Below are 22754 nucleotides of genomic sequence, written 5' to 3'. Positions count from 1 at the left end.
CCCCTGAAGAGCGCGGGCAGGCGCGGCGCCCGCGTTCGTGGGCTCAGTCCTGCGCGTGCGTCACCGCCGAGATGGCGGCGACGGCCTGAGCGGTCGCATTGGCGGCGCAGCAGTCGACGACGATGCGCTCGGGCATCGCGCGCAACCACGTGAGCTGGCGCTTGCAGAGCTGGCGCGTGGCGAACACGCCCTTGTCGCGCATCGTGACGTAGTCGATCGTGCCGTCGAGGTATTCCCAGGCCTGGCGATAGCCCACGCAGCGCATCGAAGGCAGGTTCGGATCGAGATCGCCACGCGCGCGCAGCGCCTTCACCTCGTCGATAAAGCCGGCGGCGAGCATGGCGTCGAAGCGCTGCTCGATGCGCCGGTGCAGCACGCCGCGATCCGACGGCTCGAGCGCAATCGGCACGAAACGGTAGCGCGCCGCTTCATCCTCGCGCGTGGCGTTCGTGCACGGCGCGGCGAGCAGCGCCGACATCGGCTGGCCCGCGAGCATGAAGATTTCGAGCGCGCGCTGGATGCGCTGCGAGTCGTTGGGCGCGAGGCGCGCGGCCGTGGCCGGATCGACTTGTGCCAGACGCGCGTGAAGCGCGGGCCAGCCATCGCGCGCGGCTTCGGCGTCGAGTTGCGCGCGCACGGCGGGGTCCGCGCCGGGCAGATCGTTGAGTCCTTGCGTGAGCGCCTTGTAGTAGAGCATCGTGCCGCCCACGAGCAAGGGAATGTTGCCGCGCGCGACGATTTCGCCGGTCACGCGCAGCGCATCGGCGCGAAAGTTGGCGGCGGAGTACGCCTCGGCGGGATCGACGATGTCGATCAGGTGATGCGCGGCCGCCGCGCGCTCCTCAGCGCTGGGCTTGGCCGTGCCGATGTCCATGCCGCGATACACGAGCGCCGAATCGACGCTGACGATCTCGACCGTGCGAGCTTGGGTCGCGTTGGCTGCCTTTGCCTGCTGCGAGGCATACGTGAGCGCGGCCGCCGTCTTGCCCGAGGCCGTGGGCCCGAGCAGACACGCGATGGGCAGTGCTTCGCTGGATGGCTTCATGAGTGTCGCTTCACTGGCCGCGCATGAAGAGCCGGTCGAGATCGGCGAGCGTGAGCTGATACCACGTGGGCCGGCCGTGATTGCACTGGTCGGCGCGCTCGGTGGCTTCCATCTGGCGCAGGAGCGCGTTCATCTCGTCGAGCGTGAGGCGCCGGTTCGCGCGCACCGCGTGGTGGCAGGCGAGCGTGCCGAGCATCTCGTGCTGGCGCTCGGTCAGCACGCGCGAGCCGCCATAGGCGTGCAGATCGGCGAGCACCGCGCGCGCGAGGGCTTGCAGGTCCGCGTCCTTCAGGAGCGCGGGCACCGCACGAATGGCGATCGACGTGGGCGAGAGCACGGCGAGATCGAAGCCGAGCGCTTCGAGCGTGGCTTTTTCTTCCTCGACGGTGCCGGTTTCCACCGGGTCGGCTGTCATGGAGACAGGGATCAGCAGCGGCTGGACCGCGAGCGAGCGCTCGGCGAGCGCCTGCTTGAACTGCTCGTAGAGAATGCGTTCATGCGCGGCGTGCATGTCGACGATCACGAGGCCGCGCGCGTTTTGCGCGAGCACGTAGATGCCGTGCACCTGACCGAGGGCGAAGCCGAGCGGATGGTCGTCGCGGGCGTCGAAGGCGGGCTGGGAGCCTTGGGTGGCGAAGGACGCGTCCGCCGCCTGGCCAGTCTGCGGCAAGGTCGCGCCTTGTGCCGTGCCGGCGCCGACGTCCTTGCGGCCGAACAGGGCGTCGTAGAGCGCGAGCGGCTGCGCGACGGGCAGGCTGCCTTGCGTCATGCGCGACTGGCGCAGCCAGGTGTTGGCGCTGGCGCCGGGGCCACCGCCCGAGCTGCCGCTTGAACCGCTTGAACCGCTGGAGCCGCCAGAACCGAACCCCGAAGCGCGGCCTCCGGCGCCACCGGAGAAGCCGCTTCCAGCGCCGCCGAAGCTGCTCGCGACGCTGGCCGTGCCGAACTTGCGAGGCGCGCCGAAGCCCGCGGGCGGCGCGCCGGCAGCGCCGGTCGCGCCAATGCCGCCGGCGTTGCCCGGCCCACCCGCAGCCAGCCCGGCTGACCCGCCCAGCACGCCGGCGCCCGGCGCGGGCCGCGGCTCGATTAGCGCGGCGTGGCCGCCCGCCGTGGTTTCGGGCGATGCGCCCGCATGGCGCGCGAGCGCGCGCTGGACCGCGTGGAACACGAACTGGTGAATCGAGCGCGAGTCGCGAAAGCGCACCTCGATCTTCGACGGATGCACGTTCACGTCGACCGCTTCGGGCGGCAAGTCGAGAAACAGCACATACGACGGATAGCGGTCGCCGTGAAGAACATCTTCATAGGCGGCGCGCACGGCATGCGTGAGCAGCTTGTCGCGCACGAAACGGCCGTTCACGAAGAAGTATTGCTGGTCGGCGCGATTGCGGCTCGCGGTAGGCAGGCCCGCGCAGCCGTAGACGGCGAGCGGCCCGGCGCGCTCGTCGAGCGGCAGATGCGCGGTGGCGAAGGTCTCGCCGAGGATCTTCGAGACGCGCGTGGCCGGATCACTGGCGTTCCAGTGCTCCACGGCGCGGCCGTTGTGCAGCACCGAGATCGCCACGTCGGGCCGCGCGAGCGCGCTGCGGCGGATCATCTCGAGACAGTGGCCGAGCTCGGTCTGCTCACTCTTCAGAAACTTGCGGCGCGCGGGCGTGTTGAAGTACAGCTCGCGCACTTCGATGGTGGTGCCCTGGCCGCCCGCGGCGGGCGAGAGCGCGCCGGTGTGCGCATCGATCTTCACCGCGTGCGCGGCGCTGGCGGGGCGGCTCGTGATCGACATCTCGGCCACCGAGGCGATCGAGGCCAGCGCTTCGCCGCGAAACCCGAGCGTCGCGACGCTTTCGAGTTCGGTGAGCGAGCGGATCTTGCTGGTCGCGTGGCGCATCAGTGCGAGCGGCAACTCGGCTTCGGGGATGCCGCAGCCGTCGTCGGCGATCGAGATGCGCTTCACGCCGCCTTCGTCGAGCAGAATGCGCAGCGTGGACGCACCCGCGTCGAGCGCGTTCTCGAGTAGTTCCTTCACGACCGAGGCCGGGCGCTCGACCACTTCGCCCGCCGCGATCTGGCTGATCAGCTGGTCGGGTAGCGCCTGGATCGCGCGTGCGGGCTGCGCGGCGCGCGAGGTGTGTGCGGGGTCCGCCGCTGCAGCAGTTGCGGTGGCGGCTGCGGTCGCATGCGCGGCTGCGCCATCGGCGGAGTCGGGCGCATTGACGGATGCACCGTCTGGTGCACTGCCGGGAATTGCGCCAGCGCCGGCAAGATCGGAATTCGAAGACATGCGCGCAATTATAGCGATTCGGCGCGGGCCTCCCCGGGCTGCCCCAGCGTGCGCCTACGGGCCCGGTTTTGGCGACGTTCGAGACGCTTTCGGGGCACTTTCGATGGATTTTTGCGGATTTTCGCGGGAATTTTTCGTGACGAGGGGCACTTTCGGTATCATGGCGCGGTCAATTTTGCTTCTCGCGCAACACCGGCTTCGCGCGCCTCGAAGGGCACCGGGCCTCGACCAATAAGGGATACATTTGGATACGCTGCTGCATTTCGCCACTTTGGTCCTGCACATTGACCAGTTTCTAGGGGACTTCATCCACCAGTATGGCGCCTGGGTTTATGCGGTTCTGTTCCTGATCGTGTTTTGCGAAACCGGGCTTGTGGTGCTGCCATTCCTGCCCGGCGATTCGCTGCTGTTCATCGGCGGCGCGTTCGCGGCCTCGCACGAGATGAACCTCGGCCTGCTGATTGTCTTGCTGGTCGTGGCGGCGGTCTCCGGCAACACGGTCAACTATCTGATCGGCCATGCCATCGGTCCGAAGGTGTTCAATACGCGCATTCCCGTGCTCGAACGTTTTCTCGATCGCGCGGCACTGCAAAAGACCCACGACTTCTACGAACGCCACGGCGGCAAGACCATCGTGCTCGCTCGCTTCATTCCGGTCGTGCGCACCTTCGCGCCGTTCGTCGCGGGCGTCTCGCAGATGAGCATGCGACGCTTCCAGTTCTTCAACATTGCGGGGGCGCTGTTCTGGGTGCTGCTGCTCGTGCTGCTCGGCTTCTTCTTCGGCAACATTCCGTTCATTCGCCAGTATCTGAACGTGATCGTGCTCGTGGGCATTGGCGCGGCCATCGTGCCGGTTCTTATCGGCGGGCTGTGGAAGATGATGCGCAAGAGCGGGCGCGACAGCGCCATGCGCGGGCCGAACGGCAACCGCAACTAACCGCGGCGGCGCGTCGGCGCAGCGCGGTCGAGCGTGACGGTGGCCCGGCGGCCGCCCCTCCAACAAAAAACGGCATCGCCCGCGAGGACGATGCCGTTTGTTCTTGCGCGCCGTGGCGCGGTGCGCTTAACCCACGTGGCGAATGATCGACGGCGTTTCCGGCGTCGGATAGCCCGCGCCCCGGAAGGCCTCGACAATCGCGCGGTTGGTGTCGAAGTACACCTGCCAGTAGTGGTCGTTGTTCGTATAAGGCCGCACGCACAGGAGCGGACCTTCGGGCGTGAACGACAGCACCTCGACGTCAGGCGCCGGATCCTGCGCGACGTTGGGAATTGCCGCGATCACGGTGCGCAGCCGGTTGGCGGCATCGACGGGGTCGACGCCGTTGGCGATCTTCGCGGTGAGCTCGACACGGCGCACCGGCGTGGCGCTGAAGTTCGAGATGGTGTCCGAAAAGATCTTGTTGTTGCCGACGATGTTCACGACGTTGTCCGGCGAGATGATGGTCGTGCCGAAGATGCCGAGTTCCTTTACGGTGCCCGTCACGCCGCCGGCCGTCACGAAGTCGCCGACCTTGAACGGGCGCAGCACCTGCATGAAGACGCCCGCCGCGAAGTGCGCAAGCAGGCCGCCCCAGGCCGTGCCGATGGCGAGGCCGAGGCCCGCGAGCAGCGCCGCGAACGAAGTAGTCTGCACTCCGAACACCTGGAGAATCGCGAGGACCAGAAGCAGGTTCAGCAAGCCGCCGAGGATGGAGCCGAGGTAATGCGCGAGCGTGGGATCGACGCGCTGGTTGCGCGAGAGCACGCGGCGCAGCAAGCCGGTGATCAGGTGGATGACCCAGCGCCCGATGATCCACAGAACGATCGCCGCGACGACCTTGGTCCCGAAGTCGATGCCGCGGGTCATGACGAATGTGCGAATGGTTTCGAGATCCAAGATGTCCTCGCTTGAGACGTTGTTGATATGGTTATTGAGCCAGGAAAAAGAGGCGCTAATGGCCCCGCGCTGAGTTGCGGCGCTTTGTCGCACTTGCGCAGGTGCATTTATAGGCCAAGCGGCGAGAGCGTGCACCGAACGTGCCCGGGGCGCTGAGGGTTGACACCAGGCAGCGGGGGAGGGGCGTGATGCTGCGCTAGTTCCGGTTCATGCGCAATGCATGATCGCCCGGCAAGAAGTAGAAAGTCTGGGCGTGACGGCGTGCTTACATCGGCAGCGTTGACTTGCTGTACGGCGACGTTTCGATCACGAGCGCGCCAGGCGGCGCTTTGCGCCGTGCGCTGCGCCGGCGCCAGACGCGCGCAAGGACGAACGCCAGCACGATCGCGAGCAGATAGGCGGCTGCGCGCGCAACGAACGTTTCGGCCGGCTTTTGGGCGCGCCACGGGCCGCCCGCATCGGCGAACACGAGAAACGTGAGCGCGGCGTCGAACACGAACGCAATGGCGATGATGCCGATGAACACGCGCGTGCCGCGCAGGTGCAGTTCAGGGCGCACGGCGCGGGCGATCGCGCATGCCAGTTGCACGGCGGCGAGCAGGGCGAGATTGGAGAGCAGGCAGCAGACGAAGATGTACATGAGACGTACCGGACAACGCACAAAAAGCGGCCGAAGTCCTGGTCGACGGCTCGCAAGCGGCGCGATCATGGCACGACGATGTTTCTCGAAAAATGGGCGCCGCGCGAGGGTTGTATCGGCGCAACGGGGTGCGAAACTCAGGGGCCGTGGCACAGGGGCTCAAGCGGCCGAAGCGCGTTCAGTACGCGTCGGCGACCAGCGTGCCGGGCGGCGTGCCGCTCGCGAGATAGTGGCTGAGCCACTGGCAGGCGGGTCCGGTGGCGGCGTCCGTGCGGTGGATCAGCGAGATGTTGTAGTTCACCGAGCCGCGATCCGCGAGCGTGATGCGCACGAGACGCCCCGCTTCGAGATCGGCCTCGACGAGATGGCGCGGCATCGACCCCCAGCCCAGCCCCGCGAGCAACAGGCGGTGCTTCGCGCCCAGGTCGCCTAGCTTCCACGCGCGGTTGCTGTAGACGCCGAAAGTCTGGCCGAGCGTGAGCCGGCTGCGGTCGGTCAGCACGAGCTGGGTGTGCTCGCGCGCGTCGGAGATCCGCACGGGCTGTGTGGCCTGCGCGAGTGGATGAATCGGTGCCGCCACCAGCACGAGCTCGACGGAGCCTATTGCGCGCGCCTCGATCACGTGAGGCCAGTTCTGGTTCGGCCCGCTGATGCCGATGGCACAATCGCCGTCGAGCACGAGCTTGAGCACGCCGCCGAGCGCCTCCATGGTGAGGTTCAGCGCCACGGTCGGAAAGGCCAGCGCGAACGCCTGCAAGGCCTCCACGAGCCGAGGCGATGGAAACATCACGTCCACGGCCACCGAAACCTCGCCTTCGAGCCCGCGCTGCAGGCCGGCCGCCTTGGCGTTAAGCTGACCCATCAGCAGATCGAGACGGCGCGCATCGGCGAGAATCGCCCGCCCCGCGGCCGTGAGTTCGGGCTTGCGCTTGCCGCGCACGAACAGGGCGACGCCCAGCAGCGCCTCCAGATTGGCGATCGTGTAGCTCACCACCGACTGCGCGCGGTTGAGCTGACGCGCCGCCGCCGAAAAGCTGCCGGTTTCCGCCACGGCAATCAGCGCGCGCAGTTGTTCGAGACTCGGCGAACGGTCCATGGGCGCTCCAGGATCGACCTATCAAGAAAATGGATGGTAACGATCCATTTTAGACGATTGTTTGAATAGCTTACGCCAGTTAAAGTGCGCCCTTCCTTGTTGAGTATGTCCATGCCGATGAATCGCTCCGTCAAGTCCACTGGCCGCTACAGCGGCGTTGCCATGCTGCTGCACTGGCTGGTCGCCGCGCTGATCGTCTGGGGCTTCGCACTCGGCTGGATCATGACCGATATCCCCGGCATCACGCCCACCAAGTTGCGGTACTTCTCGTGGCACAAGTGGATTGGCGTGACCGTGCTCGCGCTCGTGCTGGTGCGCCTCCTGTGGCGCGCGACGCATCGCGCGCCCGCGTTGCCCGGCTCCATGCACGGCTGGGAGCGCGGCGCGGCGCACGCGGGCCACTTCGCGCTTTACGTGCTGATGATCGCGATTCCCGTGACCGGCTATCTCTATAGCTCGGCGGCGGGCATCCAGGTCGTGTACCTGGGCATCTGGCCGCTGCCCACGATCATCGGCCCCGATACGGCGCTCAAGGGCACGCTGCGGATCGTTCACGTCGCGCTCAACTACACGTTGCTCGCGGTGGTCGTGCTGCACGTGCTGGCGGTCATGAAGCATCAATGGCTCGATCGCCAGAATATCCTCGCGCGCATGCTGCCTTCGTTCGGCAAACCCGACAAACCCGGCACGCCGCGCGGCTAAGCGCGGCGTGCAGCTTCATCGTCGCTTTATCGACTTTTCACCGCTCACAGCGAACCGACTCTGCCCATGATCCAACGTCTCGCCTCCAAAGTTTCCATCGTCGCGCTCGGCGTGGCGCTTGCCGCCGGCGCGGCTTTCACCGCTTCGTTCGCCACCAGCGCGGATGCCGCTGCAGAAGCCGCGAAAAGCTCCGTCTCGGCCGTGTTCAAGCAGATGAACGTGCCGGTGGAAGGGCGTTTCAGCCGCTTTAACGCCGACGTGCATTTCGACCCGGCCAACGCCGCGGCATCGAGCGCGAAGCTCGACGTCGAGGTGGCGAGCTTCGACCTCGGCTCGCCCGACTACAACAAGGAAGTCGCCGGCGACGAATGGTTCGATGCCGCGCATTTCCCGCGCGCCACGTTCGTTTCAACGCAGATCAAGGCGGGCGCGAACGGCGCCTTCACGGCCGCGGGCAAGCTCACGATCCGGGGCAAGACGACCGACGTTGTCGTGCCGGTGACGTACCACAAGGACGGCGCGAACCAGGTGTTCGACGGCGCACTGCCCATCAAGCGTCTCGCCTACGGCGTCGGCACGGGCGAGTGGAAGGACACGTCGATCGTCGCCGACGACGTACAGATCAAGTTTCACATCGTGACCGCCGCGCACTGACGCGCGCCGGTTGTTCGTTTCAACCATTTCATCCGGCGTCTATTAGTACCGTATTCGCCGACTCATTCGTATCAGGACCACGCTTTCATGAAAACCACTCTTTTTGCCGCCGCTGCGCTGGCCGCCGCCATCGCCACGCCCGCGTTCGCAACGCCCACGACGTACAACCTCGACCCGTTGCACACGTTCCCGAGCTTCGAAGCCGACCACTTCGGCGGCGTCTCGGTCTGGCGCGGCAAGTTCACGAAGAGCTCGGGCACCGTCGTGCTCGACCGCGCGGCGAAGACCGGCACGGTCGATGTGACCATCGACGCTTCGTCCATCGAGACCGGCAACCCGGCGCTCGACAAGCACGTGAGTTCGGCGGAAATGCTCGACGCGGCCAAGTACCCCACCGCCGTCTACAAGGGCACGTCGGTCAAGTTCGACGGCGACAAGCCGGTCGAAGTGATCGGCACGTTCACGCTGCACGGCGTCACGAAGCCGCTGAACCTCAAGATCGATTCGTTCAAATGCTTCCAGAACCCGATGCTCAAGCGTGAAGTGTGCGGCGCCGACGCCAGCGCGGAATTCGATCGCGCCGACTACGGCGTGAGCTACGGCAAGGCCTACGGCTTCAAGATGGCCACGACGCTGCAGATCCAGGTTGAAGGCATCAAGGCGGAATAAGCGCGCCGCAAAGGTGCGCTAAAGCGAAAGCCCGTGCGTGTCATGCGCACGGGCTTTTTTCATGCGCGCGTGCAATGCAGGTGCAATCGGACTTACTGGATGGCTGAGCCGGCGTGTGCTGGTCGCGGCTTCAACACGACATCGACGATGTGCGAATGCCACACGCCGCAGGTTGCCTTCACGGGCACCCAGGCGTACTTGCCGCGCACCTTGGCGAAGCCGCGCAGATGAACGAGCGTGTCGATGGGCGAGGCTTGCGCCATGGCCGAAGACGATACGCGTGTGATGGCGCCATCGGGTGTGGGCGTTTCGATATGCGCGGTGAGCGCACGGCGGTCCGGCACGAGCAGCGAATCGTAGCGCTGGCCCTGGCGCACCCACTCGTCGAGGGCGGCGACGCAGTTGATGACGACATCGGGCACGCTAAGGCGGCGCAGGTATTCGTAGTCTTCGGGCTGGGCTTGCATTTGCGCCTGGACGCGCAGACTGATCAGAAACAGCGCGAGCAGGGCGCAGGCGAGAGTCGAGAACTTCATGATCACATGGCCTGTGCGACGGGGAAGGGAACTGCGAAAAGCGGCACATCAAAGCAAAAAGCCCAGTCACGAGGACTGGGCTTTTTTATTCTTTGGTAGGCCGTACTGGATTCGAACCAGTGACCAACGGATTAAAAGTCCGCTGCTCTACCAGCTGAGCTAACGACCCAAAAGAGAAGCGGGAGTATAGCGAGCCTTTCCGCTTGTGTCAACCAGCGCTCGCGCAGTGGCACTTACTTGAGCTGTGACAGCTTGTTCTGTGCCGTCTGCGCCACCTCCGAGCCGCTGTACTGCGAAACGATCTGCTCGAGCGTGCGCCTGGCAGCAGCCTTTTGCCCCTGCTCGATCTGATTGTTCGCAATCGCCAGCAGCGCATCCGGTGCGCGCGGATGTTGCGGATAATTCTTGACCACGTTCTGCCACGTCGCGGTCGACCCCTTGTAGTCCTTCAACGCGTAGAGCGCATTGCCGAGCCAATATTGCGCGGTCGGCTGATAGGGGCTTTGCGGATACTTCGAGATGAAGCTGCGGAACGCCGATGCAGCCTGCTTGAAGTCGCCGTTGCGAAACTGCTGCGAAGCGGCGTTGAACGCTTCCGTCTCACCGGGTTGCACGGTGCCCTGCATGCCATCCACGGTTTGCTGCTGCGGCTCGAACTTCTTGAGACGCGTATCCAGGTCCGTGTAGTAGTCCTTCTGTTGCTTCTGCAGGGTGGCAAGCTGGTTCGCCATGTCCTCGTTCTGTCCGCGCAACGTCGCGACCTGCTGGTTGAGCTGGTCGAGGTGGTTGGACTGATCGAGGATCGTGCGCTGGGCAGCGGACAGCTGGCTAGACAGATTGTCCGTTTTCGCGCGCAGGTCGAGAATCGCCTGGCGCGCCTGATCGTCATCGAAGAGACCCGCGTGAGCCGGCAGCGACGCGAACGCGCTTCCGGCTACGCAGGCGGCTGCGGCTACCCGCAGCAGGGAGAAACGGTGCGACATACGCCCCTTCATCCAATGCTCAATTACTGTTGGTACACGAGGTCAGCACGGCGGTTCTGCGACCACGATGCTTCGTCGTGGCCTGCCGCGACCGGCTTTTCCTTGCCGAGGCTCACAGCTTCCATTTGCGAATCGCCCACGCCGTCGAGCGCGAGGACCTTGCGGACAGCTTCAGCACGCTTTTGGCCCAGCGCCAGGTTGTACTCGCTCGAGCCGCGCTCGTCGGTGTTGCCCTGGATCAGGACGTGACGCTGCGGATGCGTCTTCAGGTACTGAGCGTGCGCTTGCAGCAGCGACTGGTAGTCGTCCTTGACGCTGTAGCTGTCGAAGTCGAAGTACACGCTGCGCTTGGCGAGCGGGCTGTTCGGGTTGTTCAGCTCGTCGACGTTCACCTGGGCAACGGCGTTCGGGTTCGGCTGGGTGTTCATTGCGCCAGCGTTTTCGTTGTCGGTCTTGACGCCCGACTTACATGCGGCCAGCGCACCGACCATCATGACGGCCAGGGCCAGGCGGACTTTATTCGACTTCATTTTTTCTCTCCTGAAGTGTTATTGCATAAAAGGACCCCAGGACGGCTCGCGTACGACGCCGCCCTGAACGGACAGAACTTGCCGCGTCCGACCATCGGTCGATACAGCAGCCAGCACGCCACGGCCGTTCACCTGAGTGGCGTAAAGAATGTACTGACCGTTCGCCGCGAAGCTTGGCGATTCGTCATGTGTCGTGTCAGTGAGCGCCGTGGAGACGCCCGACTGCAGATCTTGAATGTACAGCTTAAACCCGCCGCCCGTGCGCGAGATGTATGCCAGCTCCTTGCCGTCCGGGCTGACCTTCGGGCTCGTGTTGTAGTTGCCGGTGAACGTCACGCGTTGTGCCGCGCCCGCGCTTTCGCCCTGGGCCGGCATCTTGTAAATCTGCGGCTGGCCACCGCGGTCGCTCGTGAAGTAAATCCAGCGTCCGTCAGGAGAGAAGGTGGGTTCGGTATCGATCGTCGTGCCTTGCGTGAGGCGGCGCAGGCCGGAACCGTCGGCGTTGACGGCGAAGATCTGCGTGTTGCCCGTGCGCGACAGTGCGACGGCGAGCGTGCGGCCGTCCGGCGACCAGGCCGGCGCCGAGTTGTTGCCCTTCTGGTCGGAGATCATGACGCGCCGCCCCGTGGGCAGGTCATGTACGTAGACGATGGGCTTTTTCTTTTCGAATGAAACGTAGGCGACCCGGGTGCCGTCAGGCGACCAGGCCGGAGAAATGATGGGCTCGGGGCTCGAGAGCGCGATGTGCGCATCTTGTCCGTCGGAGTCCGAAATCTGCAGCTGGTAGCGGTTACCCGTCTTGATCACATAGGACAGGCGCGTGGCGAACACGCCGCGGTCGCCGAACAGCTTCTGATAGATATAGTCCGCAACCTTGTGCGCGCTCATGCGCAGGCCGCTGGGTGGGCTTTGCAGCACGAGGCCGCCGAGGCTGTCGCCTTTCACCGTGTCATACAGCTTGAAGCGCACTTCGTACTGGCCGTTGGCGAGCTTGTTGACGCTGCCCGCCACGAACGCGTTAGCGCCCTTGGCCTTCCAACTGCCGAGGTCGACCGAGTCGCTTTCCGAGACCGGGGCGCTGCCTGCGTCGATGTTGGTGAATTTGCCGCTGCGAGCGAGGTCGGCGCGCACGATGGCGGCGACTTGCTGCGGGGAGTTCGCTTCGCCGGCGAAATTTGCCGTGGCGATGGGGAACTGGGTGGAGCCCACGCCGGTGACGAGGACGTTGAGTTGTGCGTTCGCTGCGCCGCCGACTGCAATCAGGCAAGACGCGACGAGAGTTCGCAGGCCAAGCTTCGTCATCAAACTCATGCTGTGCTGTTTCCTGAAAAAGCGATTTCTGTCACACCGTGCAACAGCAGACAGACCGGGAAACGTTCGAATCGTTCCTTGATCCGCTGCCGTGCGACGGCTTCCTTGTGCCCCGATGGGCGCCCTTAGCTTGCCGGGCGCAAGGTAATTTTAAAGTTCGACGGCGTTTTGCCATCCGTGTCGACCGGCATGGGATCCGAGCGCTGCACGGCGCGCAACGCCGCGTCGTCCCACTGCGAATTGCCACTGCTGCGCGAGATGGTGGCCGAAAGCAGCGTGCCGCTTGGCGAGCAATGCACCGAAATTTCGGTTTCCAGGCCTGCTGTCTCGCCGGCCCAGATGATGTTCGGACGCACACGACGCCGCACCTTGTCCGCATAACCCGGCGAAGCCGCGTTGCCGCCCGAGCCGCTGCCGGTGCCGCTTTTCGCGAGACCGTTGCCGCTCGTGCCCGCGCCGCCGCCCATCGAGCCTTGCATCTGCGCGATGCGCGCGCGCCGCTCGGCGTCGAGCTTTTTCGCCTGTGCATCGGCTTGCGCCTTGGCCTTGGCGGCCTTTTCGGCGTCGGCCTTCTTCTGCGCGTCGAGCTTCGCCTGCTTTTGCGCCTCTTCCTGCGCCTGCTTCTTCAGCGCTTCCTGTTGCTTGAGCTTTTCGGCGGCGGCTTGCTGCTGCTGCTGCTGTTGCTGTTGCTTCGCTTGCTTCTGCTGCAGGGCGAGCTGTGCGGCCTGCTGGGCCGCGAGCTGCTGGCGCTTTGCCTCTGCTTCCTGCTGCGCCTTCAGGCGCTTCTGCTCGGCCAGTTGAGCTTCGCGCGCCGCTTCTTGCTGCTGCTTGCGCTTTAACTGTTGCAGCGCGATGTCGGCCTCTTCCGTTTGCGGCGGAGGCGGGGCAGGGGCGACCGGTGCGGGCGGCGGCAGAGGCCGCGGCGTCGACAGGTCGGGCACCTCGGTCCAGAGTTCCGCCTCTTCACCCGCCGGCGTGCTGTTCTGCCAGCGGATGCCGTGGTAGAGGAACAAGCCGAGCAGCACGTGCATGACCACGGCGAGCGCGAGCGCACGTCCCGTGCCTCGCTCGCGCGGAGGCTGCAGCGGATACGTATCTTTGTTCCGGATCATTGCGATTTGACGAGCAGTCCGACACGTTTGACGCCGCGCGACTTCAGGTCGGACATCACGTTCATCACCGTCTCATACTTGACGGACTTGTCGGCTGCGATCACGACGGGCTGGTCCGGATGGCTTTGCTCGCGCTCCATGACGAAGCCGTTGAGGTCGGCGCGCGACATGTTTTGCTGCTGCGTGGCGCCGGAGTCATCCTTGTAGCGTACGCTCAGATTGCCGTCGGGGCGAATATTGACCACGACGGGCGGCGTCTGCTGCTGCTGGCTTGCGCCGCCAACAGTGGGCAGATTGACGATGGACGGCGCGACCAGCGGCGCCGTCACCATGAAAATCACGAGCAGCACCAGCATCACGTCGATATACGGCACGACGTTGATGTCGGCCATCGCGCGGCGCGAGCGGCTGCCTCGCATGCTCGAACGAATTGAGCCTCCCATCTTCGACTCCTTGGCTAGCTGGTGAAGATTAGTGGGCCTGACGTTGCAGGATGTTCGAAAATTCTTCGATGAACGTTTCGAAGCGGATCGCGAGGCGGTCGATGTCGTGCGCGTAGCTGTTGTACGCGACCACTGCCGGGATGGCGGCGAACAGACCGATCGCGGTGGCCGTCAGCGCTTCGGCAATGCCGGGCGCGACGTTCGCGAGCGTGGCCTGCTGCACGTTCGCGAGGCCGCGAAATGCGTTCATGATCCCCCAGACCGTGCCGAACAGACCAATGTACGGGCTCACCGAGCCCACCGACGCGAGAAACGAGAGGTTGGCCTCGAGCGCGTCCATTTCGCGCTGGAAGGCTGCGCGCATGGCACGACGCGCGCCGTCGAGCACGAGGCTCGGATCGTTCAGGCGCTTCTCCTTGGCCTTGAGGAATTCACGCATGCCGGACTCGAAGATACGCTCGAGTGCGCCGATCGTGTGACGGTTGTTGGCCGCGCTCTGGTAGAGCGCCTGCAGGTCGCCGCCCGACCAGAATTCGCGCTCGAACAGCTCGGTCTGCGTGCGCGCGCGACGGATGGCAAACCACTTGCGGAAGATGAAGGTCCAGGAAATCAGGGACAGCAACAGGAGCAGTCCCATCACCGCCTGTGCCAGTACGCTCGCATTAAGAACGAGAGAAAGGATCGACAGATCTTGTGTAGTGTTCATAGAGGTTTTTGATTACGTCCCGGAAGGGGCGAGCGGCTGCAAGGCAACGCAAATCTTTCCGAAAGGTCAGTGGAAAGACGCCGCGCCCCGCAGCCAAACCCAGTCAGGTCTTGAATCGACCGACGCGAGTTCACTGGCGTCGTATCAACGACAATTACTGCGGCGCCGTTGACACAGCCGGCAAGACTTTCTTCATACCACGCTCCAAAGCTTCGAAAACGTGGTCAGGAATGGCTGCAGGGCGCATTTCTGCACCATTCACGCAGGCAACGCGAATCTTTCCGCTGACTAACAACGTGTCGCCGCGCCACGCGCTCTGCATGAAATCGACCGACACGCGGCCCAGCTTGGCAACCCGGGTCACGATCGTCACGACGTCGTCGAGGCGGGCAGGCGACTTGTAGTCGAGCGTGGTGTTGCACACGACGAACAGTTCGCCCGACTCCTCCGCGAGCTTGCGCTGGTCGACGCCGCACGCGCGCAGCCATTCGGTGCGCGCGCGTTCGAAGAACTTCAGGTAGTTCGCATAAAACACGATGCCGCCTGCGTCGGTGTCTTCGTAATAGACGCGTACCGGCCAGGTAAAACCGGCTGCGGCCTGTGATGGGGTCGCATCCGGAGTGCGGGTAGATCTTTCCATGCCGCGCATTCTACCGGAACGCGCTGCGCTCACGCCGTTCGTACGACTGATGGCGAAGCGCAAACGCAGGGTTCAGCCGCGGTGGACGCTGAGGCCGGCAAAGGACTGCGCGACCGGCATCAGCTCGATCCTGTTGATGTTTACGTGCGCGGGGCGCGTGGCGACCCAGTAGATGGAATCGGCGATGTCCTCGGGGGTGAGCGGTTGCACGTCCTTATACATATTGGCGGCTTTTGTCTCGTCCCCACGAAAGCGCACGTTGGAGAACTCCGTGCCGCCGCACAGGCCCGGCTCTATATCGGTCACGCGCAGCGCGGTGCCGGCGAGGTCCGCACGCAGATTGAGGCTGAATTGGTGCACGAAGGCCTTGCTCGCGCCGTACACGTTGCCGCCCGCATACGGCCAGTTGCCTGCAGTCGAGCCCAGATTGACGATGTGGCCTCGGTTGCGCGCCACCATGCCAGGCAGGAACGCGCGCGTCACCCGCACCAGACCGGTGCAGTTGGTATCGATCATGGTCTCCCAGTCGTCGAGGTCGGCTTTGTGCGCGGGTTCGACACCCAACGCGAGGCCGGCGTTGTTGACGAGCACATCGACGTCGGCGAATTCGGGCGGCAGCGCGGCGGGCGCGGCCTCGACGGCCGCGCGGTCGCGCACGTCGAGCTCGACCGGCAGGAGGGCGTCTCCCAGCTCCGTGGCGAGGTCGTCGAGTCGGTCCTTGCGGCGCGCCGTGGCGACGACGCGGTGCCCGCCCTTGACAAAGGCTCGGGCGATGGCGGCGCCGAATCCTGCGGATGCGCCGGTGACGAAGACGATCATGATTGCTCCCTGGTCGGTGGAACGCGAAGAAAGGGGAGAGCCTACTTGTAATGCGGTGCTGCGGCAAGGAAGCGTCAGAACACCGGCGAGCCGGGCGGCGGCGGGCTTTGGGGAGGACGCGCGCAGGCCCGTCGGGCGCGACAGGCGGCGCGCGCCGCAGCGGCCCGCCAGGTTGCCTATTCCGGGCGCATCCAATACACTAACGCGCTCAATCCCTGCGTGACTGGCGATAGGGTCCCCGAATGGCAATCGCTGTAATAATTGCCCTTTAAGCTGCTTGTGTTGGACACGGCGTCTGGCGCGGCGCGGCTCGAACGGGGGCTCAAGGTGGAACGACCCACCGTGAAGCGCAGGGTGCCGTTTTGCCGTTCGCCTGGGCAGCCAGAAATCGTGCGCTTCTTCAAGCGCTGCTGGGCCTTTACCGGCCGTGGCTGTCCTGCCTCGCGTGTGCGGCACCTTCTTCCGCCACGTCAAGGCTGGCCTTTTCGCCAGCAGCGCCGCGTACCCGCTACGCGTTCCGCGCGAGACCCGGTCAACCTGAACACACTTAACGGAACCCGTATGTTTGACAGAGCCGAAAGCACCATCGCCAACGTCGATCCCGAACTCTTCAAGGCGATCGAACTCGAGAACCGCCGCCAGGAAGAGCACATCGAGCTCATCGCGTCGGAGAACTACACGTCGCCCGCGGTCATGGCCGCGCAGGGTTCGCAGCTCACCAACAAGTATGCCGAAGGCTATCCCGGCAAGCGCTACTACGGTGGCTGCGAGTACGTGGATGTGGTCGAGCAACTCGCGATCGACCGCGTGAAGGAACTGTTTGGCGCCGAAGCCGCCAACGTCCAGCCGAACTCGGGCTCGCAGGCCAACCAGGGCGTGTTCTTCGCCATGCTCAAGCCCGGCGACACCATCATGGGCATGAGCCTCGCGCACGGCGGCCACCTCACGCACGGCTCGCCCGTGAACATGTCGGGCAAGTGGTTCAACGTCGTGAGCTACGGCCTGAACGAAGCCGAAGACATCGATTACGACGCCGCCGAAAAGCTCGCGCAAGAGCACAAGCCGAAGCTGATCGTGGCGGGTGCATCGGCATTCGCACTGCGCATCGACTTCGAGCGTCTGGCAAAGATCGCCAAGTCGGTTGGCGCATACCTGATGGTCGACATGGCTCACTACGCGGGCCTGATCGCTGCGGGCGTCTACCCGAACCCGGTGCCGTTCGCCGACTTCGTCACCACGACCACGCACAAGAGCCTGCGCGGCCCGCGCGGCGGCGTGATCCTGATGAAGGCCGAATTCGAGAAGCAGATCAACTCGGCGATCTTCCCGGGCATCCAGGGCGGCCCGCTCATGCACGTGATCGCGGGCAAGGCGGTGGCGTTCAAGGAAGCGCTCTCGCCGGCGTTCAAGGAATACCAGCAGCAGGTGGTCGAGAATGCGCGCGTGCTGGCCGAAACGCTGGTCAAGCGCGGCCTGCGCATCGTCTCGGGCCGCACGGAAAGCCACGTGATGCTGGTGGACCTGCGCGCGAAGAAGATCACCGGCAAGGCTGCTGAAGCCGCGCTGGGCGCCGCGCACATCACGGTGAACAAAAACGCGATCCCGAACGACCCGGAAAAGCCGTTCGTGACGAGCGGCATCCGCCTGGGCTCGCCGGCCATGACCACGCGCGGCTTCGGCGTGAAGGAAGCCGAGCAGGTGGGCAACCTGATTGCCGACGTGCTGGACAACCCGGAAGACGCCGCAACCATCGAACGCGTGAAGGCGCAGGTGGCCGAGCTGACGAAGCGCTTCCCGGTCTATCGCTGATCCGGACACCCACGCATCATGCGCTGCCCTTTTTGCCGGCACGAAGACACGCAAGTCGTTGATTCGCGCGTGTCCGAGGACGGTGCCGCAATCCGGCGCCGCCGCCGCTGCCCGGCCTGCGACAAGCGTTTCACGACGTACGAGCGGGTCGAGCTGGCGATGCCAGCCGTCGTCAAGAAGGATGGCAGCCGCACGGAATTCGACCGCCGCAAGATCATGGCGAGCATGCAATTGGCGCTGCGCAAGCGGCCCGTTGCTGCCGACGCGATCGACGCGGCGGTCGCCCGCATCGAGTATCAGCTGCTCGGCAGCGGCGAGCGCGAGGTGCGCAGCGAGCGCCTTGGCGAGCTCGTCATGGCGGAGCTGCGCGAGCTCGACACGGTTGCGTTCGTGCGTTTTGCCTCTGTGTACCGGCGCTTCGAGGATGTTTCCGAGTTCGAGGACGTCATCGAAGAGTTTCGTCGCGCAAGCGGCGCTGCCACGCCCCCCAAAAAGCGCTGAGCGCCCGCACGATTCCTCTGAACGCTTGCGCGTTACCTTCGAGCGCTTGCGCGTTTTCCTTCCTCGCATTTCCTCCTCTCCCTGCCGTTGCCCGTGACCGTTGTAGTGTCGCGTGAAGGCCGTGCGCACATAAGCTGGCCGTTCGGCTAATTGTTCCGTTTCCTGTGCTTCCGTAGAGTGACTGCAATTCCTCAACGATAAGGATTGCAGATGAAATACGCCGGCTTCACGCTGATGGAGACAATGGTCGTGATCGTCCTGCTCGCCGTGTGCGCCACCGCAAGCGCGCCCGTGTTCGTAGCGTGGCGCGTGCGCGACCAGGTCGACGCGCGTGCGAACGCACTGCTCGGCACGCTTTCTTATGCGCGCAGCGAGGCGATCCGGCGCAAGGTGCGCGTGAGCGTGTGCCGGATCGACGCCGCCCGGCACTGTCTTGCAGCCGGGAAGAACTGCCCGTCCGGGCGTGCCGATTGGTCGTGCGGCTGGGCCGTGATGGCCGAGCGCGCGAGTATGTCGTTGTTGCTGCGTGCGCAGCCGGCACTCGATGAGATCGCTGTGGCGTCGGGCCTGACGGCGCTCACATTCACGCCTCCCGCGGGGCAGACGATCGGCAGTTTGCGCAATTTCGAGATCGCGCCGCGCGCCGCCGCGCCTTCCATGCGTGGCACCGGATGGCGGCGCTGCATCCGCGTGGCGGCGGGCGGGCGTGCGCGCGTGAGCGACGGGGCATGCGGGGCGGCGTCATGAGCGCGCGGAGCAAGGGTTTTAGGCGTGGTCCGCGTATCGGGCGCGGTGTGGCTTTGCTCGAAGTCGCGCTGGCGATGGCGCTCATGTCGATGTGCGGACTCGGCCTTCTGGGCGCGCAGCTCGGTCTTGCGCGGCATGCGCTAGTCGCTGCGGCGCGGGCGCGGGCCGCATTCGCCGCCGACGCGATCGCCGAGGCTGCGCTGGAAACAGGCACCGCGCCTCGCGATCAATGGAAGGCGCGTGCTGCTATCGTCGTGCCCGAGGGGCGCGCAACCGTGGCCAGCGCGGCGGACACGGCCTCGCTCGTGGTGCTGACATGGGCCGCCTTGCGCGATGAGGCCGCGCCACGCGCGCAGCCATCCGCTGATGGGTGCGAAAACGCCCAATCCGGCGGCGCCGGGCTGGCACAGGGGCGAGCCTGCATCGCGCTCGCGTTCGTCCAATGAGGCGCGTTTCCTTGCGCTTGCGCGCCGGTGCCGGGCACACCCTGCTCGAATTCACGATCGCCGTGGCGCTCGGCCTCGTTGTGATCGCGGGCGCGCTGGCCGCATATCGTTCGCAGCGCCAGGCGTTCGCGGCCGCAATCGACGCTGCCCGCATCCATGACGCAGGCGTGAACGCGCTGATCCTCATGGGCGAGCAGATCCAGATGGCCGGGTTCGTGGGCGCCGACGGTCGAGAGGGGCTCGCTGGCCCACCGATCTTTGGCTGCACTGCTGGGCGTCCTGCCGGCACACATGCGAGTTTGACGTGCGAGGCGCTCCCGAATCGCTCGGATGGCTTCGAAGTGCGCTATCGAGGCGACGGCGAGTCCACCTGGCCTGCCGCGAATGGTCAGGTCACCGACTGCCTGGGGCAGGCGGTCGGACCGCCCCCGACCGAGGTGCTCAACCGCTTTCATGCAAAAACGAGTGGCTCGACCGGCGAGCCTGAGCTCTACTGCGAGGGCTCAGGTAAAGCCGGCACGGCGCAGCCGCTCGTGGAAGGCGTCGAGCGCATGCGTGTGCGCTACTGGCTGGCCGGCGCCGCGCAAGCCGTGGATGCTGCTGCCATTTCGCACGATCAGTGGGCCTCGGTCGTCGCCGTCGATCTATGCGTGCTCGTGCGCGGGGCGCCGTTCGCGCAGCGCGTGCGCTACGTCGATTGCGAAGGCGTATCGGCCGGCGCCGTCGACGGTCGCGCGCGGCAGGCGTTCTGGCGTCACGTTGTGCTGCGCAATGTGCTCGCGGCCGGCTCATGATCTGCGCGGCGCGGCGTTCGCAGGGTGGGCGTCAGGGGCAGCGGGGCACCGCGTTGCCGGTCGTTTTGCTGATCGTTTCGATGATGCTCGCCACGTCCGCAGCGTGGTTCGAGGGAGTGCTATTCGCGGTTCGCAACACCAGCGCCGTCATCGACCAGATGCAGTCGTTCCGCGCCGCCGACGCAGCGCTTGTTCTGTGTTCACGCGCACTGGTCGACGGCGCGACGATAGCGCTCCCCACTCCGGCGCAGTCGGGCGAGCCGCAGGACTGGCGACGCCAGCAGGCGTTCGAAGCGCGGGCCACGACACCCGTGGGGTCGTGGCCCGGTTCCGCGAGGCCACCGCAGTGCCTCGTTGAAGCGTGGCGTATCGAGGCGCGGCCGGCGGTGCGAGCGTTTCTTGTCACGGCGCGCGGGTTCGGCGCTACAGACGATGCGCAAAGCTGGTTGCAAATGCAGCTTGTCGTGGAGGGCATGCGCATCGAGCGCCATTGGCGGCGTGTCGTTGCCCAGCCGTTTTGAGGGCGATAAAGGGGAGAAAGATGTCGCGCCGTGAGCGTGCTTTTACCTTGCTGGAACTGGTCATTGCGCTGGCCGCAGTGGCCATCGTGGCGGCTTTCGCGTTGCCAGGCTGGCGCAGTCAGCTCGCGCGCGGGCATCGGATTGACGCCGTCGCGGCGCTCTATCGCGCCGCGCAATACATCGAAGCGCTAAGCCCATTGCCGGCTTCATTGCCCGCGGGCATGGATCAGGCGCCGCCAGCGGGAGCGGCGGTTTATCGGCTGAAACTTTCGGCGGCGGACGAAATGAACGGCGGTTACACCATTGTGGCCGCGCCTGTGCCGGGCGGCCCGATGCGCGATGACCCGTGTGGGGCGTTCGTGCTCGATGCAAATGGCTCGCGCGGCAATCAGATGCCGGGTGCGGATGCGGCCGCGCTTGCGGCGGCTCCCGGAGCGCGCGATTGCTGGAGCGGGCGTTGAGCGGCGCCTCAGCCGGTGATGTCGTCTTCTTCGGACGCGTAGCGTCGTGCGCTGCCGGCGGGCGCGCCGCGCTGGCGACGCACCTGTTGCCAAATACGCCAGGCCTCCCACGCCGTGAGCGCCAGGCCGCCCCATTTAACGACCGGCCTGGCGGCCGAGGCGACGCTATCGCGCAGCGGCTTGGCCAGCACGAGCGAGGCGAGAGAGCTCAAGAGCGGATACTGCTTGAGCAGATTGCCGAATCCGGCGCCCGCGCGACTCGCGCCAACGTTGCCGAAACCCGGCACGAGAAAGCGCAGCCAGCTAAAGTGCGTGATGGTTTCGCGCAATTCGACAACCGAAGCAGCCATTTCGGCGCGCTCGACGCTCGCGCGCACGATCAGCAGCTCCTTGCGCAAGGCTCGCAGCTGCGGTGTCGAAAGCTCGCGGCTACGCGTGCGAGAAGGGCGAAAGGCATTGTCCGATCGGGGTTGGCTCATGGTTTCGATTCGCGGCAGGCGGGTGGCGGGCGGGGGCTAGGGCTTGCGAAGGATTTCACGATCCTTTTCGAATTCTTCGAGCGTCGCCTGGAATACCGGCGGCGCGTTGCGCAGGACATTGCGCGCCTTCAGCCCGCAGAAGAGCGCACCGAGCGCATAGAAGGCCGTGATCCCGGCGAGCGCCTGCCAGCGCCAGGTGTCCCAGAAAGCGATCGCGACGAGCGCGGTCAGCGCGATCAGCGCCATGGTCCCCAGCAGCATCGCCGCGAGTCCGAGGAGGAGCATGCCGAGCAGGCGTTCCTTCTCCTCTGCCAGTTCGATGCCGATCAGCTCGAGCCGCGTATGAAGCATCGCGAACGCGGAGCTGAGAAGGCGGCGCGCCGCTCCATGTTCGTGTCGCTGCGATTGGGTGTCTGTCGTCATGGCGAATGCGGTTGGCGCCCACGCGCGTGCGCGAGGCGAATGCGCGAAAAAAAGCGCCCAGAAAAGACAGGCCGGTGCAGCGCACCGGCCTGCCAGCTTGTGGTTTGGCGTGGGGTGCGGCCTTGCGTGGGCCGCCCGCTGCGGCTATGCGCCGCGTCTTACTTGCGGTTGATCAGCAGGCCCACGAGCACGCCCACGCCGGCGGCGATGCCGATCGACGTCCACGGGTGTTCGTGCACGTAATCGTCAGTGGCGCGCGCCGCTTTCTTGCCTTTCTCCACCACAACGACCTGAACGTCGGCCGCCTTTTCCTTGGCTTGCTTCAGGCGCGTGAGGGCCGTTTCGCGAAGCTCGGAAGCGCGTTCGCCGGTGGCGCTCGCCGCTTGCTTGAGCAAGTCCTCCGCATCCGCGAGGACGGTTTTGATATCCGACATCAGCCTCTCCTTATTGACCTCTGACATTGACTAACTCCCATCGTGTCATACCACGCGTGAATCGTAACAAAGATACGCGCGCTGGCAAGCGTGGCC

Annotated in this window: 28 protein-coding genes, 1 tRNA gene and 1 riboswitch; of the genes, 11 read left to right on the top strand and 18 right to left on the bottom strand. The window is 65.4% G+C overall.

Going from position 1 to position 22754, the window contains the following annotated elements:
• Positions 1-43: 43 nt before the first annotated feature.
• Together miaA and mutL are read right to left on the bottom strand one after the other, a co-directional pair.
• The gene (gene miaA, locus P5W98_RS11580) at positions 44-1045 is read right to left on the bottom strand and encodes a tRNA (adenosine(37)-N6)-dimethylallyltransferase MiaA (protein WP_421024651.1); all 1002 of its coding nucleotides are present in this window, start codon (positions 1043-1045) and stop codon (positions 44-46) included.
• A 10-nt stretch (positions 1046-1055) separates the two neighbouring features.
• On the bottom strand, positions 1056-3326 hold the full coding sequence (gene mutL, locus P5W98_RS11575; RefSeq protein WP_421024650.1) for a DNA mismatch repair endonuclease MutL: 2271 nt from the start codon (positions 3324-3326) through the stop codon (positions 1056-1058).
• A gap of 244 nt (positions 3327-3570) precedes the next feature.
• On the opposite strand from mutL, the gene P5W98_RS11570 reads away from it, so the two are divergent.
• Positions 3571-4263 carry a DedA family protein gene (locus P5W98_RS11570; protein WP_421024649.1) on the top strand — a complete coding sequence of 231 codons (693 nt, stop codon included), beginning with the start codon at positions 3571-3573 and terminating at the stop codon, positions 4261-4263.
• 126 nt (positions 4264-4389) lie between these two features.
• Here P5W98_RS11570 and P5W98_RS11565 read toward each other — a convergent pair whose 3' ends face one another.
• The 3 genes from P5W98_RS11565 to P5W98_RS11555 all read right to left on the bottom strand — a co-directional run bounded on the left by P5W98_RS11565 (position 4390) and on the right by P5W98_RS11555 (position 6938).
• Positions 4390-5202 (bottom strand): mechanosensitive ion channel family protein, encoded by an 813-nt coding sequence (locus tag P5W98_RS11565; RefSeq protein ID WP_421024648.1) that lies wholly within the window; start codon positions 5200-5202, stop codon positions 4390-4392.
• A gap of 265 nt (positions 5203-5467) precedes the next feature.
• A complete protein-coding gene (locus P5W98_RS11560; protein ID WP_421024647.1) occupies positions 5468-5842 on the bottom strand; it encodes a hypothetical protein in 375 nt (124 codons plus the stop codon).
• 178 nt (positions 5843-6020) lie between these two features.
• The gene (locus P5W98_RS11555; RefSeq protein ID WP_421024646.1) at positions 6021-6938 is read right to left on the bottom strand and encodes a LysR family transcriptional regulator; all 918 of its coding nucleotides are present in this window, start codon (positions 6936-6938) and stop codon (positions 6021-6023) included.
• 117 nt (positions 6939-7055) lie between these two features.
• Between P5W98_RS11555 and P5W98_RS11550 the strand changes: the two genes are divergently transcribed.
• From P5W98_RS11550 to P5W98_RS11540, 3 genes are all read left to right on the top strand, one after another.
• Positions 7056-7640 (top strand): cytochrome b, encoded by a 585-nt coding sequence (locus tag P5W98_RS11550; RefSeq protein ID WP_421025260.1) that lies wholly within the window; start codon positions 7056-7058, stop codon positions 7638-7640.
• A 66-nt stretch (positions 7641-7706) separates the two neighbouring features.
• Entirely contained in the window at positions 7707-8294 is a 588-nt protein-coding gene (locus tag P5W98_RS11545; RefSeq protein WP_421024645.1) for a YceI family protein, read from the top strand.
• 87 nt (positions 8295-8381) lie between these two features.
• A complete protein-coding gene (locus P5W98_RS11540; RefSeq protein WP_421024644.1) occupies positions 8382-8963 on the top strand; it encodes a YceI family protein in 582 nt (193 codons plus the stop codon).
• A 92-nt stretch (positions 8964-9055) separates the two neighbouring features.
• Here P5W98_RS11540 and P5W98_RS11535 read toward each other — a convergent pair whose 3' ends face one another.
• The 10 genes from P5W98_RS11535 to ydfG form a co-directional block, all read right to left on the bottom strand.
• Complete coding sequence (locus tag P5W98_RS11535; protein WP_421024643.1) at positions 9056-9499, bottom strand: BspC domain-containing protein; 444 nt, start codon at positions 9497-9499, stop codon at positions 9056-9058.
• A 93-nt stretch (positions 9500-9592) separates the two neighbouring features.
• Positions 9593-9668: transfer RNA gene (locus P5W98_RS11530), tRNA-Lys, on the bottom strand.
• Positions 9669-9732: 64 nt separating this feature from the next.
• Positions 9733-10482 (bottom strand): tol-pal system protein YbgF, encoded by a 750-nt coding sequence (gene ybgF, locus P5W98_RS11525; RefSeq protein WP_421024642.1) that lies wholly within the window; start codon positions 10480-10482, stop codon positions 9733-9735.
• 23 nt (positions 10483-10505) lie between these two features.
• Positions 10506-11012 (bottom strand): peptidoglycan-associated lipoprotein Pal, encoded by a 507-nt coding sequence (pal, locus tag P5W98_RS11520; protein ID WP_421024641.1) that lies wholly within the window; start codon positions 11010-11012, stop codon positions 10506-10508.
• An 18-nt stretch (positions 11013-11030) separates the two neighbouring features.
• Positions 11031-12323 (bottom strand): Tol-Pal system beta propeller repeat protein TolB, encoded by a 1293-nt coding sequence (gene tolB / locus P5W98_RS11515; RefSeq protein WP_421024640.1) that lies wholly within the window; start codon positions 12321-12323, stop codon positions 11031-11033.
• Between the two features lie 125 nt (positions 12324-12448).
• Entirely contained in the window at positions 12449-13435 is a 987-nt protein-coding gene (tolA, locus tag P5W98_RS11510; protein WP_421024639.1) for a cell envelope integrity protein TolA, read from the bottom strand.
• The gene (gene tolR, locus P5W98_RS11505) at positions 13432-13878 is read right to left on the bottom strand and encodes a protein TolR (protein ID WP_421024638.1); all 447 of its coding nucleotides are present in this window, start codon (positions 13876-13878) and stop codon (positions 13432-13434) included. The genes tolA and tolR overlap by 4 nt, the downstream gene beginning before the upstream one ends.
• 28 nt (positions 13879-13906) lie before the next feature.
• Entirely contained in the window at positions 13907-14584 is a 678-nt protein-coding gene (gene tolQ, locus P5W98_RS11500; RefSeq protein WP_213299831.1) for a protein TolQ, read from the bottom strand.
• 154 nt (positions 14585-14738) lie between these two features.
• Positions 14739-15233, bottom strand: coding sequence for a tol-pal system-associated acyl-CoA thioesterase (ybgC, locus tag P5W98_RS11495; protein WP_421024637.1), 495 nt, complete (start codon positions 15231-15233; stop codon positions 14739-14741).
• Between the two features lie 63 nt (positions 15234-15296).
• Positions 15297-16043: a bifunctional NADP-dependent 3-hydroxy acid dehydrogenase/3-hydroxypropionate dehydrogenase YdfG gene (ydfG, locus tag P5W98_RS11490; RefSeq protein ID WP_421024636.1), complete on the bottom strand. Its 747-nt coding sequence runs from the start codon at positions 16041-16043 to the stop codon at positions 15297-15299.
• Positions 16044-16252: 209 nt separating this feature from the next.
• Positions 16253-16429, top strand: a riboswitch (ZMP/ZTP riboswitch).
• A gap of 175 nt (positions 16430-16604) precedes the next feature.
• Between ydfG and glyA the strand changes: the two genes are divergently transcribed.
• From glyA to P5W98_RS11455, 7 genes are all read left to right on the top strand, one after another.
• Positions 16605-17852: a serine hydroxymethyltransferase gene (glyA, locus tag P5W98_RS11485; RefSeq protein ID WP_421024635.1), complete on the top strand. Its 1248-nt coding sequence runs from the start codon at positions 16605-16607 to the stop codon at positions 17850-17852.
• 18 nt (positions 17853-17870) lie between these two features.
• Positions 17871-18353, top strand: coding sequence for a transcriptional regulator NrdR (nrdR, locus tag P5W98_RS11480; RefSeq protein WP_035522065.1), 483 nt, complete (start codon positions 17871-17873; stop codon positions 18351-18353).
• Between the two features lie 210 nt (positions 18354-18563).
• Complete coding sequence (locus P5W98_RS11475) at positions 18564-19100, top strand: GspH/FimT family pseudopilin (RefSeq protein ID WP_421024634.1); 537 nt, start codon at positions 18564-18566, stop codon at positions 19098-19100.
• Between the two features lie 47 nt (positions 19101-19147).
• Entirely contained in the window at positions 19148-19546 is a 399-nt protein-coding gene (locus P5W98_RS11470) for a hypothetical protein (protein WP_421024633.1), read from the top strand.
• Entirely contained in the window at positions 19543-20340 is a 798-nt protein-coding gene (locus P5W98_RS11465; protein ID WP_421024632.1) for a PilW family protein, read from the top strand. The genes P5W98_RS11470 and P5W98_RS11465 overlap by 4 nt, the downstream gene beginning before the upstream one ends.
• Positions 20341-20393: 53 nt before the next feature.
• Positions 20394-20861 carry a pilus assembly PilX family protein gene (locus P5W98_RS11460; protein ID WP_421024631.1) on the top strand — a complete coding sequence of 156 codons (468 nt, stop codon included), beginning with the start codon at positions 20394-20396 and terminating at the stop codon, positions 20859-20861.
• Between the two features lie 20 nt (positions 20862-20881).
• Complete coding sequence (locus P5W98_RS11455) at positions 20882-21322, top strand: type IV pilin protein (RefSeq protein ID WP_421024630.1); 441 nt, start codon at positions 20882-20884, stop codon at positions 21320-21322.
• 8 nt (positions 21323-21330) lie between these two features.
• On the opposite strand, the gene P5W98_RS11450 is transcribed toward P5W98_RS11455, so the two are convergent.
• The 3 genes from P5W98_RS11450 to P5W98_RS11440 form a co-directional block, all read right to left on the bottom strand.
• Entirely contained in the window at positions 21331-21801 is a 471-nt protein-coding gene (locus P5W98_RS11450; protein WP_421024629.1) for a DUF3318 domain-containing protein, read from the bottom strand.
• A gap of 36 nt (positions 21802-21837) precedes the next feature.
• Entirely contained in the window at positions 21838-22224 is a 387-nt protein-coding gene (locus tag P5W98_RS11445; RefSeq protein WP_421024628.1) for a phage holin family protein, read from the bottom strand.
• A gap of 158 nt (positions 22225-22382) precedes the next feature.
• A complete protein-coding gene (locus P5W98_RS11440) occupies positions 22383-22685 on the bottom strand; it encodes a DUF883 family protein (protein ID WP_028220165.1) in 303 nt (100 codons plus the stop codon).
• Between the last annotated feature and the right edge of the window lie 69 nt (positions 22686-22754).

This window comes from Paraburkholderia sp. A1BS-2L (genome assembly GCF_051125205.1).
GTDB lineage: Bacteria > Pseudomonadota > Gammaproteobacteria > Burkholderiales > Burkholderiaceae > Paraburkholderia.
Note: the sequence above shows the minus strand (reverse complement) of the source record. Positions and strands in the feature narration are given on the sequence as shown.

What these genes read in the sequence shown, in the direction of transcription:
- mutL (WP_421024650.1), bottom strand. Translation starts at nt 3,326, where the DNA reads ATGTCTTCGAATTCCGATCTTGCCGGCGCTGGCGCAATTCCCGGCAGT.
- pal (WP_421024641.1), bottom strand. Translation starts at nt 11,012, where the DNA reads ATGAAGTCGAATAAAGTCCGCCTGGCCCTGGCCGTCATGATGGTCGGT.
- P5W98_RS11555 (WP_421024646.1), bottom strand. Translation starts at nt 6,938, where the DNA reads ATGGACCGTTCGCCGAGTCTCGAACAACTGCGCGCGCTGATTGCCGTG.
- P5W98_RS11440 (WP_028220165.1), bottom strand. Translation starts at nt 22,685, where the DNA reads ATGTCAGAGGTCAATAAGGAGAGGCTGATGTCGGATATCAAAACCGTC.
- P5W98_RS11445 (WP_421024628.1), bottom strand. Translation starts at nt 22,224, where the DNA reads ATGACGACAGACACCCAATCGCAGCGACACGAACATGGAGCGGCGCGC.
- P5W98_RS11550 (WP_421025260.1), top strand. Translation starts at nt 7,056, where the DNA reads ATGAATCGCTCCGTCAAGTCCACTGGCCGCTACAGCGGCGTTGCCATG.
- P5W98_RS11540 (WP_421024644.1), top strand. Translation starts at nt 8,382, where the DNA reads ATGAAAACCACTCTTTTTGCCGCCGCTGCGCTGGCCGCCGCCATCGCC.
- P5W98_RS11535 (WP_421024643.1), bottom strand. Translation starts at nt 9,499, where the DNA reads ATGAAGTTCTCGACTCTCGCCTGCGCCCTGCTCGCGCTGTTTCTGATC.
- tolR (WP_421024638.1), bottom strand. Translation starts at nt 13,878, where the DNA reads ATGGGAGGCTCAATTCGTTCGAGCATGCGAGGCAGCCGCTCGCGCCGC.
- ydfG (WP_421024636.1), bottom strand. Translation starts at nt 16,043, where the DNA reads ATGATCGTCTTCGTCACCGGCGCATCCGCAGGATTCGGCGCCGCCATC.
- miaA (WP_421024651.1), bottom strand. Translation starts at nt 1,045, where the DNA reads ATGAAGCCATCCAGCGAAGCACTGCCCATCGCGTGTCTGCTCGGGCCC.
- glyA (WP_421024635.1), top strand. Translation starts at nt 16,605, where the DNA reads ATGTTTGACAGAGCCGAAAGCACCATCGCCAACGTCGATCCCGAACTC.
- P5W98_RS11545 (WP_421024645.1), top strand. Translation starts at nt 7,707, where the DNA reads ATGATCCAACGTCTCGCCTCCAAAGTTTCCATCGTCGCGCTCGGCGTG.
- ybgC (WP_421024637.1), bottom strand. Translation starts at nt 15,233, where the DNA reads ATGCGCGGCATGGAAAGATCTACCCGCACTCCGGATGCGACCCCATCA.
- tolQ (WP_213299831.1), bottom strand. Translation starts at nt 14,584, where the DNA reads ATGAACACTACACAAGATCTGTCGATCCTTTCTCTCGTTCTTAATGCG.
- tolB (WP_421024640.1), bottom strand. Translation starts at nt 12,323, where the DNA reads ATGAGTTTGATGACGAAGCTTGGCCTGCGAACTCTCGTCGCGTCTTGC.
- ybgF (WP_421024642.1), bottom strand. Translation starts at nt 10,482, where the DNA reads ATGTCGCACCGTTTCTCCCTGCTGCGGGTAGCCGCAGCCGCCTGCGTA.
- nrdR (WP_035522065.1), top strand. Translation starts at nt 17,871, where the DNA reads ATGCGCTGCCCTTTTTGCCGGCACGAAGACACGCAAGTCGTTGATTCG.
- P5W98_RS11455 (WP_421024630.1), top strand. Translation starts at nt 20,882, where the DNA reads ATGTCGCGCCGTGAGCGTGCTTTTACCTTGCTGGAACTGGTCATTGCG.
- P5W98_RS11450 (WP_421024629.1), bottom strand. Translation starts at nt 21,801, where the DNA reads ATGAGCCAACCCCGATCGGACAATGCCTTTCGCCCTTCTCGCACGCGT.
- tolA (WP_421024639.1), bottom strand. Translation starts at nt 13,435, where the DNA reads ATGATCCGGAACAAAGATACGTATCCGCTGCAGCCTCCGCGCGAGCGA.
- P5W98_RS11475 (WP_421024634.1), top strand. Translation starts at nt 18,564, where the DNA reads ATGAAATACGCCGGCTTCACGCTGATGGAGACAATGGTCGTGATCGTC.
- P5W98_RS11465 (WP_421024632.1), top strand. Translation starts at nt 19,543, where the DNA reads ATGAGGCGCGTTTCCTTGCGCTTGCGCGCCGGTGCCGGGCACACCCTG.
- P5W98_RS11560 (WP_421024647.1), bottom strand. Translation starts at nt 5,842, where the DNA reads ATGTACATCTTCGTCTGCTGCCTGCTCTCCAATCTCGCCCTGCTCGCC.